This window comes from Mesorhizobium sp. M1409 (assembly GCF_040317535.1).
Lineage (GTDB): Bacteria > Pseudomonadota > Alphaproteobacteria > Rhizobiales > Rhizobiaceae > Mesorhizobium.
The window spans coordinates 59,537-75,753 of the sequence record NZ_JAMYKV010000016.1 but is presented as its reverse complement, the minus strand read 5'-3'; the positions used below and the strand labels follow the sequence as shown (position 1 = coordinate 75,753).

Genomic DNA, 16,217 nt, shown 5'->3' with positions numbered 1-16,217 from the left:
TCAAGTCAGGCAAGCTGTGGCCTGGCCTTGGCCAGCCGCTGGATCCATCGGAAGGCGTCGCGGCGCAGGCGCGAACCAAGCTTGTCCCTGGAATTGACGCCGAGCAGCGTATTCGTGGTGATCAACCGTCTGGCCAGCCGTATCGAGAGATCGGGCTTGATGCGGCCGGCGAGTTCAAGCGCACGGGTCTCCTCGAACAATTCGCCGGTCACATTGAGCACAACAGCCAGTTCGAGCTCGATCCCGGTCATGCGGGCAGCGTCGAACAGGCGCGCTTCCGCTTCCGCCGACTGCAACGCCCGCACCCCTTGCAGCACGTCGACGCAAAGCTGCAGCCGGTGGAATTTGTGGCCGCCGGCGGCATGCACGATGGCAATCGTCAAAAGCGCCGCCGGCGTGTCCGTCGCCTCGCCGTCGATGGCGCGCAATTCAGGGAAACCCAGCGACAGGCGCCGCCGCATGCCGGTGTCATGCACCAGATCGCCATGCAGTTCGACCAGCAGGCTCGAATTCTCCTTCTCCAGCCATTTGAACTCCTGCAACTCGTAGGATTGCGCCTCGTTGCTGCCAAGCTCGAAGCCGCATGCCGCGATCACCCGGTTTGCCCGCGCCAGGTTGGCCGGCTCGACCAGTATGTCGATGTCGGTGAACGGCCTGTCGGCGACGTTGCGGTAGAGTTTGCGCGCGAAGACCGGCCCCTTGACGATCCGCGCCGGAACGTTGTCCGCCGCCAGCCCCTTCATGATGCGGTCGCCATGGTACCGCAGCAGCATCGACTGGCCGGTGGCGATCGTCGCCTTCTGGCGCAGATCCTCCAGTCTGTCCCGCAGCCCCTGATCCGGTGGCAGCCGCGCGTCGCCGCTGAGCTTGCGCAGCATGATCGGCAGGACACCATGGAACTCGGCATTGTCGAGCAGCGCCGTCAGGGACTTTGCCGGCAAATTATCGGCGTCGAAGGCCGACGCTTCCGGATCGGCGTAGCGCAGCAGCAGCTTTTCTTCGGGTGGGGTGAGAGATGGCAGCATCAACCCGGACAATGTTGCGGCTAAAGGGATTGTCCAGGATGGTTGCAGAAAAGCGGAGTGGAAGCCAGCGTTACATGCCCCATCGCAGTGCCGCCGTGCGCACCGGCGCATCCCAGAATGCCGTCGTCTCGTCGTCGAGCATGGTGAGTGTGATCGAGCAGCCGGCCATGTCGAGCGAGGTGACGTAGGAGCCGACCAGCGAACGGGTCACCGTCACGCCGTGCTTCTCGAAAATCGCCCGCGCGCTGTTGTACATCAGATAGAGTTCCATCAGCGGCGTGCCGCCGAAGCCATTGACGAACAGCAGCGCCGGGCCTTTCGCCCCGTCGCCGAGATCGCCCAGGATCGCGGCACAAATCTCCTGCGCGATAGCATCGGCGCTTTTCAACGTATCGCGCCGGCGGCCGGGCTCGCCATGGATGCCGACGCCGAATTCCATCTCGCCGTCGCCGATGTCGAAAGTCGGCTTGCCCGCCGCCGGCACCGTGCAACTGGTCAGCGCCACGCCCATGGAGCGGGTGGCAGCGTTGACGCGGTCGCCCACTGCCTTCAACGACGCCAGCGCCAGGCCATGTTCGGCCGCCGCGCCGACGATCTTTTCCACCACCAACGTGCCGGCGACGCCACGCCGGCCGGTCGTATAAGAAGAATTCTCGACGGCGACATCGTCATTGGTCACGACCTGCTGGATCCCTTCCGACATCTCTGCCGCCATGTCGAAGTTCATCACGTCACCCTCGTAGTTCTTGACGATGAACAGGCAGCCGGCGCCGGTGTCGACGGCTTCCGCCGCCGCCAGCATCTGGTCCGGTGTCGGCGAGGTGAACACCTGGCCGGGGCAGGCAGCGTCCAGCATGCCATGGCCGACAAAGCCGCCATGCAGCGGCTCGTGGCCGGAGCCGCCGCCGGAGATCAGCGCCACCTTGCCCGGCCGCAAGGTCTTGCGGCGGATGAATTTGTGCTCGTCGCCAAGCACCAGGATGTCGGCATGGGCGGCAACGAAACCGTCGAGGCTCTCGGTCAGCACCGTGTCCACCGAATTCATGAATTTCTTCACGGCCGTCTCCTCCCGAAATAGGCGTGACATCGAAGCAATTCCAGGAAAAGTGTGTAACGGTTTTCCGTCCGGAATTGCGTACAAACTCCAAGGGGTCAGCCACCCTTGCCGGTGATGCTGGTGATCTTCTGGATGAAGTCGTTGACAGCCCTGTCGAGCGCGGCGTTCTGCTTGTCGTCGCCGAAATCCGGCACGATCAATGAAACATGCCGCGTCTTGCGCATGCCTGCCGCGACCGACATTTTTCCCGGATGCGCCTGATGATAGGCTGCGAGAAACTGATCGCGCTCTGCCGGGCTGAAATGGCACACCGAAAATATAGCCGGCAAATGTTTTGACGGGATCGGGATCGAATAGGCCGGGCTCGAAATCTGCGTGACGAAGCTGCGATGCTTGCCGAGCGCGTCGGCGAGGCGCTGGCGCATGCCGGACGGCCGCTGGTCGATGACGTGCGACAGGATCGTCTTGTAGGCGCGGATTGCCTCATCGGAACCGGGTTCGGGTGTCTTGTCGATCATGCCAGCCGCGCCTAGACCGAAATATCGGCGATGGCCGCCTTGGCCATGGCGAGTTGCGCCGGCGCGACGGAAAGTTCGCGCAGGCCGGCCTCGAGCAGCGACGGGATCGAGGCGGGATCGCCGCCGGCATCGCCGCACAGGCTGACCGGAATCTTTTCACGCTGGCCAAACGCGGTCACGGCGGCGATCAGCCGCAGCACGGCCGGATGACGGACCGAATTGAGATGTGCCACGGCGGCGTTGTCGCGGGCCGCAGCCATGACATATTGGGTGAGATCGTTGGAGCCGATCGAGAAGAAGGCGGCCTCGGCAAAGGCTTCCGGCACGATCGCCACCGAAGGCACCTCGACCATGATGCCGAGCGGCGGCATCCTGTGCGCGATGCCGCGCGCGGCAAGTGCTGCCTGTTCCTCGGCGAACATCGCCGCTGCCTGCCTGTATTCCACAATAACGGCGATCATCGGGAACATCACCTTCAGACTGCCGTGCACGGCGGCGCGCAACAGCGCACGAATCTGTACACGAAAAACCTCCGGTCTTGCCAGCGACAGCCTGATGCCGCGCAGGCCAAGAAACGGGTTGCTCTCCTCGACGGTGAAGCCCGGAACCGGCTTGTCGCCGCCGGCATCGACGGTACGGATCGTCACTGGCTTGCCGCCGGCCCACTCCAGCACCTTGCGGTAGGCGCGATATTGCGTCTCCTCATCCGGAAGCGTCCTGCCGAACAGGAATTCGGTGCGCATCAGGCCGACACCGTCGCAGGTGACGATGTCGATGCCGTCGACTTCGGACGGGTCGGCGATGTTGACCTGCACGCGCACCACCGTGCCGTTCTTGGTCACCGCCGGCCGCGCCAGGAACGTTCCAGCCCGGTCGCGGCGCGCCGAGAACGACGACGACGATTGGCGAAAGGCGGCGATATCGGCCCTGGAGGGCAACAGAACGATGCCGCCATGTTCGGCGTCGAGCAGGGCGATACCCGCAAGGTGAGCCGGCGAAGCGCCCAGCCCGACTACCATGGGAACGCCGCGCGAGCGCGCCAGCATGGCGACGTGGCTGGCGGTGCTGCCCGCCTTCAGCGCGATGCCGCCGCCGCTGCTCCAGTCGGTCTCGAGAAAGCGCGTCGGCGCGATGTCATCGCCATAGAGAATGGCGCCGGCCGGTGCCGGGATGTCGCTATCCCTGGTCAGCGCCCGCAGCACCTGGTCCCTGATGTCGCGTATGTCGGCGGCACGCGCGCGGAAATAGTCCTGGTCTGAGGCATCGTAGCCGGCGATCTCGGCATCCAGTGCCTGTCGCCACGCCACATCGGCGGGTTGACCAGTCCCGATCGCGGCAAAGGCCGGGCTGCTCAGCGCATCGTCTTCCAGCATGGCGATTTGAAATTCAAGAATGTCGGCGGCGTCGCCGTTGGCGGTTTGGATCAATGCGGTGAGACGAGCGGCCGCACTGGCGATTGCGCTCTCAAGCGCGGCCTTCTCTCCGGCGGCTGTGGCCTTGCCGACATAGGATGCGGCAATCCGGTCGAGATCGAACAGCGGCCCCTCGGCATAGCCGGCCGAGGCCGAAATGCCTTGCAGCCTAAGCGGTCCGGACATGGTCCGTGCCTTCATCGAAGTCGCGCCGCACCAGTTCGACCAGCGCGTCGACGGCATCATCGGCGCCGTCGCCGCTCGCCCTGATGTGCAGCAGCGTGCCTTTCGGCGCCTTGGCCGCCATCACCTTGACGATGCTCTTGGCGTCGAACCATGGCCCGTTGGCGGCCAGCGCTATTTCCACCTCGGCGGCAAAAGTCTTGGCCAGCTTGGTGAACTTCACCGAAGGACGCGCGTGCAGGCCCACCTCGTGGGTGATCACAACGGTCGCTTCGGCTGCTGCGGACATGTCGTCAAGCTTCCCGTTCACTCACGACGGCGACAATTCATGTGCCGTCGCCACCACTTCTTTCAGCGAGGCACCGCCTGAGGCCTCGGTCGCCGCCATGATCGCGCCCTCGACGATCGGCGCGTTGCACACGATGATCTTTTGCGACCGTGGCTCGCCGATCATCTCCACCGCCATTTCGCTGTTGGTCTCGGCGCCGCCGAGATCGACCAGGATGGCGACACCGGCTTCCGACCAGGCCTTGTCGATGGCGCCCATGATCGCCTCGACATTGGTTCCGAGCCCGCCATGGCCGTTTCCGCCGCACCATGCAAGCGGCACTTCGTCGCCCACCATCTGCCGCACCATGTCGGCCGTGCCCTCGGCGACCAGCGGCGAATGCGAGACGATGACGATGCCGACATTGCTCATGGCTGACCTTCCAGCGTTTCGACGATCGTGCGCACCAGAAGCGCGGTCGAACGCGCGCCGGGATCCATATGGCCGATCGAGCGGTCGCCGAGGAACGAGGCGCGGCCACGCAGGGCCTTCATTGACACGGTCGCCTTAGCCGCGGCGTCGGCGAAGTCAGCGATTTCCGATCCAGTCTTTCCCTCGACCAGCGCGTCATGCACCGGCTGCAGCACGTCGAGCATGGTTTTTTGCCCAACCTGCGACTTGCCACGCGCGGCCACCGCTTCGATCGCCTTGCCAAAAGCCGCCGTCAGATCGGCGCGGTCGGGCGCCGCCGAAATCTCCTTGCCGAGCGCCAGGAACAGGGTGCCGAACAGCGGACCGGAGGCGCCACCGACCGTCATCACCAGCTTGGTGCCGATCGCCTTCAGGGCCTCGGGCAATGGCTTGGCAGCAAACGCTTCGGCCTCGGCCCGCACCGCCTCGAAGCCGCGCTTCATGTTCAGCCCGTGGTCGCCGTCGCCGATCGCCTGGTCGAGCGCCGTCAACTCTTCGGCGTGAGCGGCAATCGCATCCGCGGCGGCCGCGATCAACCCGGCAAGGTTCAGCGCCGCCATGTCACTCGCATTCCTGGTTTCCACCTTTCCGGCAGTATCGAAAGAACGGTCATTCGACAACTGGAGCATGCGTCAGGCCGCTTCATGCAGCGCGGCGGCGGCCGCGAAGACCTCGGCTACCGCATAGGCGCCGGGGTCTACAACACCTTGCAGCTTGCCGCCGACATAGGCGGATCGTCCGGCTTTCGCCCTGTCCATGGCGGCAGTGGCCTCGGCACCGCGTCGGGCCGCTGGTGCCGCATCTTCCAGGCCGTTGGCGGCGAGCGCTTTCAGCGCTGGTTCCAGGGCATCAATCATCGTGCGATCCCCCATCCTTGCACCGCCATAGAACGTCATCCGCTCCAGGCCGGCTAGCAGCGCCTCGGCCAGGTTCGCGCCGCCGTTCAGAGCCTGCGCCGCCGCGGTGAAGAAGATCGACAGCAGCACGCCGCTGGAGCCGCCCATGGAGGCGCTCAGTATGTTACCTATCGCACCAAGGGTCGCGGCAGGTTCGGCAAGCGGCAGCGTGTCGAGCCGTTCCAGCACGCTGCGTGCGCCGGTCGCTGCCGTCGAGCCGGTGTCGCCGTCGCCTGCCTTGGCGTCCAGCGCGTTCAAGGTGCCTTCGAGCGCGATCAGCCTTTCGCAGACCGTGACGACCAGCCGTCTGGTGCGTGCATCCTGGGTGGGCTTGGGCACCGCGCTCTGTCCGGCCGCTTTCGCCATCGGCACGACGGCAGGCGGCACAACGGGCTTTGCCGGCATCCAGGCATGCGGGCCGACCGGCGCCAGCAAGGCTGTTTCGCGTGCCGCGTCGAGCCGGATCAGCGACAGCGAGAAGCCGTTCATGTTGAGCGCCGTCATCAGCGGGCCCGGGCCGATCGTCAGCTTGATCGCTTTGGCGAGTGGTGCGGCAAGCACCGCGTTGGCGATAACGGACATTTCGAGCGGTGGCACCGAACCGAGATTATTGATCAGCAGGGCGTAGCTGGCCGCAGGGTCGAGCCGTGCCGACAGGCGCTCGGCCATGATCGCGACCAGCCTGTCGGCGCTTTGCACCGCAATGCGCTCGACGCCCGGCTCGCCATGAATGCCGAGGCCGAGCTCGCCGTCATTTTCGCCAAACCGGTCTTCATGCGGCTGACCGGGGATCGAGCAGGACGACAGCGACATGCCGAGCGAAACGATGTCCTTCGCAGCCGTGCGCGCGGCTGCCGCAACGGACGCGAGGTCATGACCGGCTTCCGACAGATGGCCAGCGATCTTGTGCACGAACAAGGTGCCGGCGACGCCGCGCGGCTGGGTGATGTCAGGCAAAGCGATATCGTCGGCGACGATGACCATTTCGACACGAAACCCTTCGGCGCGCGCCTTCTCGGCCGCCAGGCCGAAATTGAGACGGTCGCCGGTATAATTCTTGACGATGAGCAGGCAGCCGGCCGGGCCGGTCACCGCGCGAATTGCCGCCAGCACGGCTTCGACGCTCGGTGAGGCAAAGATCTCGCCCGAAACCGCCGCCGTCAGCATGCCCTTGCCGACGAAGCCGGCATGCGACGGCTCGTGCCCGGCGCCACCACCGGAGATGACGCTGACCTTCGTCTTGTCCCAACCGGCGCGCAGGATCACCTTGATCTCGGGATAGCCGTCGAGGCGCGCGAGATCGCCTGATCCGATGGTCCGCAACAGACCGTCCAGCGCCTCGGTGACGATCGTTTCCCTGCGATTGAAAAAGTGCTTCATCGAATTCGTCCCGTACTCGCAAAGTCAAAAACCGGCGCCGAGCCCTTGGCAAGCAAACACCGAAAACCGCTCACATCAGCCCCATTCACATCAGTCGTTGTCCGTCGGCGCCAAAATACAGCGGCGACCGGTAGCGGATCACCACTCTGTCGCCCTGCGCCAGATCCGTGTCGGGGTCGGTCAGCGTCACCAGTTTCTTCGACCCAACCGTAACATGCAGGTGGTTCTGGTCGCCGAGATGCTCGACCCAGTCGACCACGCCGTCGGCGTGGCCGTTGGTTGCCTTTTCGATCGTCAGATGTTCGGTGCGCGCGCCGATCGTCTTGGTTCCCGCCGGCGCGCCACCATCGGGCAGCAGTCCGGTCGGCAGAAGATTGATCGCCGGCTGGCCGAGTCTTGCCGCGACATGCAGGTTCGCCGGCTCCGAATATATGATTCGCGGCGAGCCGATCTGCACCAGCACGCCGTCGGCAAGGATGCCGATGCGGTCGGCCATCGTCATCGCCTCGATCTGGTCGTGCGTGACATAGAGCATGGTGGCGCCGAGTTCGGTCTGGATGCGCTTCAGCTCGAGCCTGAGATCCCCGCGCAGCTTGGCGTCGAGCGACGACAGCGGCTCGTCCATCAGATAGATCGAGGGCTTGCGCACCAGCGCGCGGCCGATGGCGACGCGCTGCATTTCGCCGCCCGAAAGCTTGGTCGAGCGGTTGGCGAGCTTGTGATGGATGCGCACCATCCTGGCCACCTCCTCGACCCGGCGGCGGATCTGGTCTTCTGGCATTTTCCGAGCCGGCGAGCGCAGCGGGAAGGCGAGATTGTCGAACACCGACAGATGCGGATAGAGCGAATACTGCTGGAAGACGAAAGCGGTGTCGCGCTCCGCCGGCGACAGCGTCGTGGCATTGTGTCCGCCGATTTCGATCGTGCCGGAATCCGGTCGCTCCAGCCCGGCGATGAGCCGCAGCGTCGTCGTCTTGCCGGCCCCGGTCGGTCCGAGCAGCACGACGAACTCGCCATCTGATATATCCAGATCAAGGCCGTCGACGGCGGCATGGTCGCCAAAACTCTTGGTCACGTTCTTGATGTGCACATCAGCCATGCTGGGCCCTCCGCTCAGAGGCGACGTCGTGGATCGCGGTTCTCACCGCGCGGCCGGATCCTTTCTCGAACAGCGACAGCCGCGCGCTGCTCAGCGCCAACCCGACATGGTCGCCGGTGGAGAGCCGGATTTCGGCCGGGACGCGTGCCTTGATGATGCCGTCCGCCGTCTCTACCGCCACGATTTGCGTGGTGCCGAGATATTCGGTGCCATAGATGGCACCGCGCAGCTGCGAATTGTCGTCGAAGCGGATGTGTTCGGGCCTGATGCCGAGCGCCATGTCGGCAGGTGCGATATCCTCGCGCACCTCCGGCACCGCCACCTTCGCACCTTGCACGACGATCTCCCTGGCACCCTTGGCGAGCCCGCCGCCGAATCCCAAGAAATTCATCGGCGGCGAGCCGATGAAGTCGGCGACGAACATGGTCGCCGGGCGGTCGTAGATTTCGCGTGGCGTGCCGAACTGTTCGATGACGCCATGGTTCATCACCGCGATCTTGTCGGCCATCGACATCGCTTCCATCTGGTCGTGCGTGACATAGACCGTCGTGGCGTGGATGCGGTTGTGCAGCTCGCGCAGCTCATGGACCATCAGATCGCGGAATTCGGTGTCGAGCGTGCCAAGCGGCTCATCCATCAGGAAGCATTTGGGCCGCCGCACGATGGCTCGGCCGAGCGCCACGCGCTGGCGGTCGCCACCGGCAAGGCCGGAGACGGATTTGTTGAGCAGATGGTCGATGCGCAGAAGCTTCGCCGTCTCCTCGACCCGCGTGCGAATCTCGGCCGAAGGCATGCCTTGCGCCAGGAGCGGAAAGCCGATGTTCTTGCGCACGTTCATGTGCGGATAGAGCGCGAACAGCTGGAAGACGAAGGCGATGTCGCGCTCGCGTGCCCGCCGCATGGTGACGTCGTCGCCGCCGAGCAGGATCTGGCCGCCGGTCGGCAATTCGAGCCCGGCAATCATTCGCAAGGTCGTCGTCTTGCCGCAGCCCGATGGCCCTAGCATGACGAAGAACTCGCCATCCTCGACGACGAAGTTGGAATCCTTCACGGCGACGAAATCGCCGAAGGCCTTTCTCAGGTGCTGGACGCGAATTTCGGCCATGATTATTCCGGGAACTTCGAGACGATGATGAACATCACCGTGCCGGCGAGCATGGTGATGAAGGAATAGGTGTAGAGCGACAGCGCGAAGGGCTGGAACAGCATCAGGAAGCCGATGGCGATCAGCGCCGTCGCGATGTTTTCCATCAGGCCGCGGCGGAGCGCGCGCGGCCAGGACGAGCGCTTGGCAGAGCTGCGGCGGGTCATGGCGACAACCTCCGCGACACCTTCTCCCCGTCACTACACGGGGAGAAGGTGGCCCGAAGGGCCGGATGAGGGGCGGCGCCCAAGTCCGGAAAGCTAGCGCTGCCCCTCATCTGCCTGCCGGCATCTTCTCCCCGTAAACGGGGGGAAGGGACGCTGCCGCGCCGTCGGTTCCATGCCTGCTGACAACTCATGATGCTGCTCATTTGCGCACCGCGCCGAAAGTGATGCCGCGCAGCAATTGCTTGCGAAGCAGGATGGTGAAGACCAGGATCGGCACCAGGAAGATCGTCGTGCCGGCTGCTACCGCCGGCCAGTCCTGGCCGCCTTCGCCGATGATGGTCGGGATGAAGGGCGGCGCGGTCTGCGCCGTGCCGGAGGTCAGGAGTGCCGCGAAGGCGTATTCGTTCCAGGCGAAGATCAGGCAGAAGATAGCGGTCGCGGCAATGCCGGTGGTGGCTTGCGGCAACACGGTGCGCCAGAAGGCCTGCAGCCGCGTATAGCCGTCGATCATCGCCGCTTCCTCATATTCGCGCGGGATCTCGTCGATGAAGCCTTTCAGCAGCCACACCGCCAGCGACACGTTGACGGCCGTGTAAAGCAGGATCATGCCGAGCGCCGTGTCGGACAGGCCAAGCTCGCGGTACATCAGGTAGATCGGAATGGCGACGGCGATCGGCGGCATGAAGCGCGTCGACAGGATGAAGAACAAGAGGTCGTCGGCCAGCGGCACCTTGAAGCGCGAGAAGCCGTAGGCCGACAGCGTGCCGAGAAACACCGCGCAGAAGGTCGAGCCGAAGGCGATGATCAATGAGTTGAGGAAGCGCGGCAGGAAGTTGGAAGGGCCGGCGATCACCATGTTGCGCTTGCGCGTGGTCTCGTCGCAGAAGCTCGTCGCCGGTCCCAGCGAGTTGATGTATTCCGGCGTCTGCCGCGTCCGCGTCGTGAACAGATTGCAGTAGCCTTCGAGGCTCGGCTGGAACAGGATCTTGGGCGGATAGGCGATCGAATCCGGCGGCGTCTTGAAGCTGGTGGCGAAGATCCACAGCAGCGGCACGATCGAGATCAGTGCATAGGCAATGATGATCGCGCCGGCGATGCGCTTCGAGTTGCTGCTCGGTGCGACGACCGAATGGGCTGTGGTCAGGCTCATCTCTGCTTCACCTTGTTGAGCGCCTTGACGTAGATGTTGGCCAGCCCGAACACTGCGACGAACAGGATGATGGCGAAGGCCGAGGAATAGCCGGTGCGCCAGCTTTCGAAGGCTTGCCGCTTCAGCGTGATCGAGGCGACCTCGGTGGTCGAGCCCGGCCCGCCGCCGGTCAACAGATTGACCATGTCGAACATCTTGAAATTCTCGATGCCGCGAAACAGCACCGCCAGCATGATGAAGGGCAGCGCCATCGGCAGGGTGATCGACCAGAACTGCCGCCAGTTGGAGGCGCGGTCGACCTCGGCCGCCTCATAGATGTATTCGGGAATGGAGCGTAAGCCCGCGAGGCAGATCAGCATCACGTAGGGCGTCCACATCCACGTATCGACGATGATGATCGACCACGGCGCCAGCGACACGTTGGAGAGCATCTGGATATCGGTCGGCGGGATCCTCGTGACGAACGAGATGGCATAGGCGAACAAGCCGATCTGCGGCTCGTAGAGGAAGCGCCAGAAATTGCCGACCACCGCCGGCGACAGCATCATCGGCACCAGGATCAGCGTCGTCCAGAAGGCATGGCCGCGGAACTTCCGGTCGATCAGCCAGGCCAGCGTGAAGCCGATCAGCGTCTGCAGCAGGATGGTCCAGAACACGAAATGCGCCGTCGTCTGCATGGCGATCCAGATATCCTTGTCGCCGAGGATGCGCTGGTAGTTGGCAAAGCCGAGGTTCTTCACCACTTCGTTCGGGCGGTTGGCGCGGTAGTTGGTGAACGACAGATAGATCGCCCAGAACAGCGGGAAGATGTTGATGGCGAGCAGCAACAGGATCGTCGGCGAGATGAACAGCCAGGCCAGGCCCTTGTCGCTGATGCCCCGGACTTTGCGGGCCAACGGTTCCGGGGTCGCCCGGGCAACGTTCTCCGCGGTCCGATTGAGCATGGTGAGTCCTGCTTCGGTCACTTGGTCGTCTCTGTCATGGAATTTATCTGAACCGCGTCCCGTGCCAAGGGCGGCACGGGACCAAGAGCATGATGCCGAAAAGTGTGCAGCGGTTTTCGGACGACATCATGCTCTCTCTCTTTTTATCCCTGGAGGCGGATGATTTCTGGTCGATTCGACCTGAAAATCATCCGCCTCCGGGGCCTAGCTCGGGAGGAGCCGATTACATCTTGCCGTCGTCCTCGAAGACCTGCGTCCAGTCCTTGACGAGGCCGTCGAGTGCGTCCTTGGCCGATCCCTGGCCGGCGACGACATAGTCGTGGAAGCGCTTCTGCGAGGCCTGCAGCAGCGGTGCGTAGCTGGGCTCGGCCCAGAAGTCCTTCACGATGGCCATCGAGTCGAGGAAGGTCTGCGCGTAGGGCTGGCTGGCCGGGAAGGCCGGATCCTTGACCACCGCGTTGAGGCAGGAATAGCCGCCGAGCGACCACCACTTGGACTGCACGTCCTTGTTGGCGAACCACTTGATGTATTTCAGCGCCGCTTCCTGCTTGTCGGAATAGGACACCACCGAGATGCCCTGGCCGCCGAGCTGGGCGAACTGCTCGCCGTCGGGACCCTTGGGATTGACGAAGTAGCCGATCTTGTCGCCGCCGACATTCTCGTCCTTTTGCAGGCCGGGCCATGTGAAGGCGAAGTTCATGTGCATCGCCACCTGGCCGGATTTGAAGGCATCGACACCTTCGCCCATGTAGCTGTTCGAGGCGCCGGGCGGTGTGCAGCAATCATAGAGCGCCTTGTAGAACTCCAGGCCCTTCACCGACTTGTCGGAATTGACGAAGCCTTCCATCTCATAGGGCTTCTTGGGGTTCTCGTACTGGAAGCCATAGCTGTAGAGCACGTCCATGGCGCCCATGGTGATGCCTTCAGAGCCGCGCTCGGTATAGATCGAGGCGCCGTAGACGGTCTTGCCGTCGATCTCACGCTTCTGGAAGAACTCGGCGACCTGCTTCAGCTGGTCGAAGGTGGCCGGCGGGCCGAGATCCCAGCCGTACTTCTCCTTGAATTCCTTCTGCAGTTCCGGCTTGGAGAACCAGTCCTTGCGATAGGTCCAGCCGACGACGTCGCCCATGGCCGGCAACGCCCAGTAGTTCGGCGTGTTCTTCGGCCATTCCGAATAGCCGACGACGGTTGCCGGTACGAAGTCGTCCATGCTGATCTTCTCCTTGTCGAAGAAGTCGTTCAGCTTGACGTAGTGGCCGTTCTCGGCGGCGCCGCCGATCCACTGGCTGTCGCCGATGATCAGGTCGCACAGCTTGCCGTGCGAATTCAGCTCATTGAGGAACCGGTCGGCATAGTTGGTCCACGGCACGAACTCGAATTTCATGCCGATGCCGGTTTCCTTGGTAAAATCCTTGGACAGTTCGACAAGCGCGTTTGCCGGGTCCCAGGCGGCCCAGCAGAGCGTCAGGTCTTCAGCGTGCGCGACGTTCGAGACGGCTGTCGACGCTGTAATCGCCGAGGTCAGTCCCAGCGCCAGTTTCAAACTCGATTTCATATCTTCCTCCCATTTGCGAAACGCGCCGGATGACGGTTTCAAGAGCCTTCAAACCCTCTCCTCAGGGGGCCCAAACATAGCGGCGCAACAGCGTCGCGGATGTTTAGTAATTTGTTTAGTGATGCAATTTTTACTAAACAAGGCAAGCGAATTCGTTGCTGCGCCGCAGCATGCTTATGGCGATGTCTGAAAACGTTGGGAAAAGCGCTGGTCGGCTACGGCCTGGCGGTCGTCGGTGGAGCGGCCTGCTGACCATGGTGCGCGAGGAAGCGCGGCTGGGCACGGTGCGCTGGAACCCGTTTTCCCGCACCCGGCTTTGAATTGGCGTTGGTGCGATAAGTTGCGCGGCCACCACCACCGCTGATATGCGGACGCGATGACCACAAAACCCCTGCCGGAGCTTCCGGTATCCGCCGTGCTGCCGGCGCTGAGCGAAGCGCTCGGCCATGGCAACAGCGCCGTGCTGGTGGCGCCGCCCGGCGCCGGCAAGACGACGCTGGTGCCGCTGGCGCTGCTCGACGCGTCCTGGCTGGGGGTCGGCAAGATCGTTCTGCTCGAACCGCGCCGGCTCGCCGCCCGCGCCGCCGCCCGCCGCATGGCGCAATTGCTTGATGAGGAGCCCGGCGCCACCGTCGGCTATGCCATGCGCATGGAAAACCGCACCTCGGCAAAGACCAGGATATTGGTCGTCACCGAGGGCGTGCTGGCACGGATGATCCTCGACGATCCCGAACTGCCCGGCGTCTCGGCGGTGATTTTCGACGAATTCCACGAGCGTTCGCTCGACGGCGATTTCGGTCTGGCATTGGCGATCGACGTGCAGGGCGCGCTGCGGCCGGATCTGCGGCTGCTGGTGATGTCGGCGACGCTCGATGGCGCGCGCGTCGCGAAGCTGCTGTCGGGCGCCCCGGTAATCGAGAGCGAGGGCCGCGCCTTTCCTGTCGATGTGCGTTACGACGAGCGGTCGGCGGGCACCACCATCGAAGACGCCATGGCCAAGGCGATCCGCGCCGCCCTTGCCGACGAGAGCGGCAGCGTGCTCGCCTTCCTGCCCGGCCAGCGCGAGATCGAACGCACCGCCGAGCGGCTGGCCGACAGGATCAGTGCCGATACCGACATCGTGCCGCTCTACGGCATGCTCGACGGCAAGGCGCAGGACGCGGCGATCAAGCCGGCGCCGCCAGGCCGCCGCAAGGTGGTGCTGGCCACCTCGATCGCCGAGACCTCCATCACCATCGACGGCGTGCGCGTCGTCATCGATTCCGGCCTGTCGCGGCTGCCGCGCTACGAGCCGGCGAGCGGCCTTACCCGGCTGGAGACCGTGCGCGTCAGCAAGGCTTCCGCCGACCAGCGCGCCGGCCGTGCCGGCCGCACGCAGCCTGGCGTCGCCATCCGGCTGTGGCGGGCCGAGCAGACGGCCGCACTCCCCGCCTTCACGCCACCCGAAATCCTTGAGGCCGACCTGTCCGGCCTGCTGCTCGACTGCGCCGCTTTCGGCGTCGCCGATCCGACAGGGCTCGCCTTTCTCGATCCGCTGCCGGCGCCAGCGCTCAACGAGGCTCGGGCGCTGCTGCGCGCGCTGGATGCCATAGACGAGGATGGGCGCCTGACGGATGCGGGTATGGCGATGCGCAAGCTCGCTCTGCCCGTGCGGCTTGCGCATATGGTCGCCGAGGCAGCCGAGAGCGGTCACGCCCATGAGGCGGCCATGCTTGCCGTGCTGCTCACCGAACGCGGCCTTGGCGGTGATGGCGCCGACCTAGAGCGACGGTTGATGCGCTTTCGCCAGGAAAGATCGCCGCGCGCCACCGCCGCGCGCCAGCTCGCCGAACGGCTGGCGAGGCAGGCATCTTCACCCTCCCCCTTGTGGGGAGGGTCGATCCGCGAAGCGGAGCGGGGTGGGGGTCGGCCGCGCGCGGCACCCCCACCCCGGCTCCCTCGTCTTGGTGCGCAAGGCGCGCGCGCCGACCCACCCCTCAAGGGTGCCGGCCCTCTGCTCGTCCATGCCTGGCCGGATCGCGTCGCCAAGGCGCGCGGCGAGCGCGGCCGTTTCGTACTGGCCAATGGCTCGGGCGCCATGCTCGACGCAGCCGACCCGCTGGCGGGTGAGCCGTTTCTGGTCGTCGCCGATTTGCAGGGCAAGGCGCAGAACGCGCGCATCACGGCGGCGGCGGCAATCAGCGAGGACGATGTCCGCGCCGCGCTCGCGGACAAGATCGAAACACGAAGGCAAACGAGCTTCGACCGCGACAAGCGCGCGGTGCGCGTGCGCGAGGCCGTTCGCCTTGGCGCCATCACGCTTGCCGAACGCATGCTGCCGCCGCCAACCGGCATCGATGCCGATCGGGCCATCCTTGATGCGGTGCGCGAGCACGGGCTGTCGCTGCTGACCTGGAGCAAGGAGGCGCAAACGCTGCGCCAGCGGCTTGGCTGGCTGCATCGCGGCCTTGGCGCGCCCTGGCCCGATATGGCGGATGCCGCCCTCATCGAGCGTCTCGACGACTGGCTGCTGCCGTTCCTGTCCGGCGCGGCATCCTTTGCCGCCATCGATGCGGGCGTTGTCTCGGCCGGACTGGCCACACTCGTGCCGCACGATCTGCAGCGCAGGATCGACACGCTGGCGCCGACCCATTTCGACGCCCCGTCGGGCAGCCATGTGCCGATCCGCTATGACGGCGAATGGCCGGTGCTGGCGGTTCGCGTGCAGGAGCTGTTCGGTCTCGACCGCCATCCCGCCATCGCCAATGGCAGCGTGCCGCTGACGCTCGAACTCCTGTCGCCGGCGCACCGGCCGATCCAGACGACGCGCGACCTGCCCGGCTTCTGGCGCGGCTCCTGGGCCGATGTGCGCGCCGACATGCGCGGCCGCTATCCCAAGCATGTCTGGCCGGAAAATCCGCTTCTCGCCGCCGCCACCGCCCGGGCAAAACCCAGAGGTACCTAGCGCT

The 16,217-nt window shown here is 64.8% G+C and carries 15 protein-coding genes; 1 reads left to right on the top strand and 14 read right to left on the bottom strand.

Annotation, left to right across the window (positions count from 1 at the left end; translation table 11 throughout):
• Positions 1 to 5 precede the first annotated feature (5 nt).
• The 14 genes from NKG99_RS15255 to NKG99_RS15190 all read right to left on the bottom strand — a co-directional run bounded on the left by NKG99_RS15255 (position 6) and on the right by NKG99_RS15190 (position 13,269).
• Entirely contained in the window at positions 6 to 1,025 is a 1,020-nt protein-coding gene (locus NKG99_RS15255; protein ID WP_352869040.1) for a nucleotidyltransferase family protein, read from the bottom strand.
• Positions 1,026 to 1,095: 70 nt separating this feature from the next.
• Positions 1,096 to 2,082: a dihydroxyacetone kinase subunit DhaK gene (gene dhaK, locus NKG99_RS15250; protein WP_352869037.1), complete on the bottom strand. Its 987-nt coding sequence runs from the start codon at positions 2,080 to 2,082 to the stop codon at positions 1,096 to 1,098.
• A gap of 95 nt (positions 2,083 to 2,177) precedes the next feature.
• Positions 2,178 to 2,600, bottom strand: coding sequence for a hypothetical protein (locus tag NKG99_RS15245; RefSeq protein ID WP_352869034.1), 423 nt, complete (start codon positions 2,598 to 2,600; stop codon positions 2,178 to 2,180).
• 11 nt (positions 2,601 to 2,611) lie between these two features.
• On the bottom strand, positions 2,612 to 4,198 hold the full coding sequence (ptsP, locus tag NKG99_RS15240) for a phosphoenolpyruvate--protein phosphotransferase (protein WP_352869031.1): 1,587 nt from the start codon (positions 4,196 to 4,198) through the stop codon (positions 2,612 to 2,614).
• Positions 4,182 to 4,484 (bottom strand): HPr family phosphocarrier protein, encoded by a 303-nt coding sequence (locus tag NKG99_RS15235; RefSeq protein WP_352869029.1) that lies wholly within the window; start codon positions 4,482 to 4,484, stop codon positions 4,182 to 4,184. Before NKG99_RS15235 ends, ptsP begins: the two co-directional genes overlap by 17 nt.
• Positions 4,485 to 4,505: 21 nt before the next feature.
• Positions 4,506 to 4,895 carry a dihydroxyacetone kinase phosphoryl donor subunit DhaM gene (gene dhaM / locus NKG99_RS15230; RefSeq protein WP_352869026.1) on the bottom strand — a complete coding sequence of 130 codons (390 nt, stop codon included), beginning with the start codon at positions 4,893 to 4,895 and terminating at the stop codon, positions 4,506 to 4,508.
• A complete protein-coding gene (dhaL, locus tag NKG99_RS15225; RefSeq protein WP_352869023.1) occupies positions 4,892 to 5,494 on the bottom strand; it encodes a dihydroxyacetone kinase subunit DhaL in 603 nt (200 codons plus the stop codon). Before dhaL ends, dhaM begins: the two co-directional genes overlap by 4 nt.
• 72 nt (positions 5,495 to 5,566) lie before the next feature.
• Positions 5,567 to 7,210: a dihydroxyacetone kinase subunit DhaK gene (locus NKG99_RS15220; RefSeq protein ID WP_352869021.1), complete on the bottom strand. Its 1,644-nt coding sequence runs from the start codon at positions 7,208 to 7,210 to the stop codon at positions 5,567 to 5,569.
• 85 nt (positions 7,211 to 7,295) lie between these two features.
• Complete coding sequence (locus NKG99_RS15215) at positions 7,296 to 8,309, bottom strand: ABC transporter ATP-binding protein (RefSeq protein ID WP_352869018.1); 1,014 nt, start codon at positions 8,307 to 8,309, stop codon at positions 7,296 to 7,298.
• A complete protein-coding gene (locus NKG99_RS15210) occupies positions 8,302 to 9,414 on the bottom strand; it encodes an ABC transporter ATP-binding protein (RefSeq protein ID WP_352869015.1) in 1,113 nt (370 codons plus the stop codon). The genes NKG99_RS15215 and NKG99_RS15210 overlap by 8 nt, the downstream gene beginning before the upstream one ends.
• Positions 9,415 to 9,416: 2 nt before the next feature.
• Positions 9,417 to 9,620 (bottom strand): hypothetical protein, encoded by a 204-nt coding sequence (locus NKG99_RS15205; RefSeq protein WP_352869012.1) that lies wholly within the window; start codon positions 9,618 to 9,620, stop codon positions 9,417 to 9,419.
• Between the two features lie 199 nt (positions 9,621 to 9,819).
• Positions 9,820 to 10,770 carry a carbohydrate ABC transporter permease gene (locus tag NKG99_RS15200; RefSeq protein WP_352869009.1) on the bottom strand — a complete coding sequence of 317 codons (951 nt, stop codon included), beginning with the start codon at positions 10,768 to 10,770 and terminating at the stop codon, positions 9,820 to 9,822.
• Positions 10,767 to 11,714, bottom strand: coding sequence for a carbohydrate ABC transporter permease (locus NKG99_RS15195; protein ID WP_032901495.1), 948 nt, complete (start codon positions 11,712 to 11,714; stop codon positions 10,767 to 10,769). Before NKG99_RS15195 ends, NKG99_RS15200 begins: the two co-directional genes overlap by 4 nt.
• Before the next feature lie 223 nt (positions 11,715 to 11,937).
• Positions 11,938 to 13,269 (bottom strand): ABC transporter substrate-binding protein, encoded by a 1,332-nt coding sequence (locus tag NKG99_RS15190; protein ID WP_352663014.1) that lies wholly within the window; start codon positions 13,267 to 13,269, stop codon positions 11,938 to 11,940.
• Positions 13,270 to 13,645: 376 nt separating this feature from the next.
• Here NKG99_RS15190 and hrpB point away from each other — a divergent pair, with 376 nt between their 5' ends.
• Positions 13,646 to 16,213 (top strand): ATP-dependent helicase HrpB, encoded by a 2,568-nt coding sequence (hrpB, locus tag NKG99_RS15185; RefSeq protein WP_352869005.1) that lies wholly within the window; start codon positions 13,646 to 13,648, stop codon positions 16,211 to 16,213.
• Positions 16,214 to 16,217: the final 4 nt, after the last annotated feature.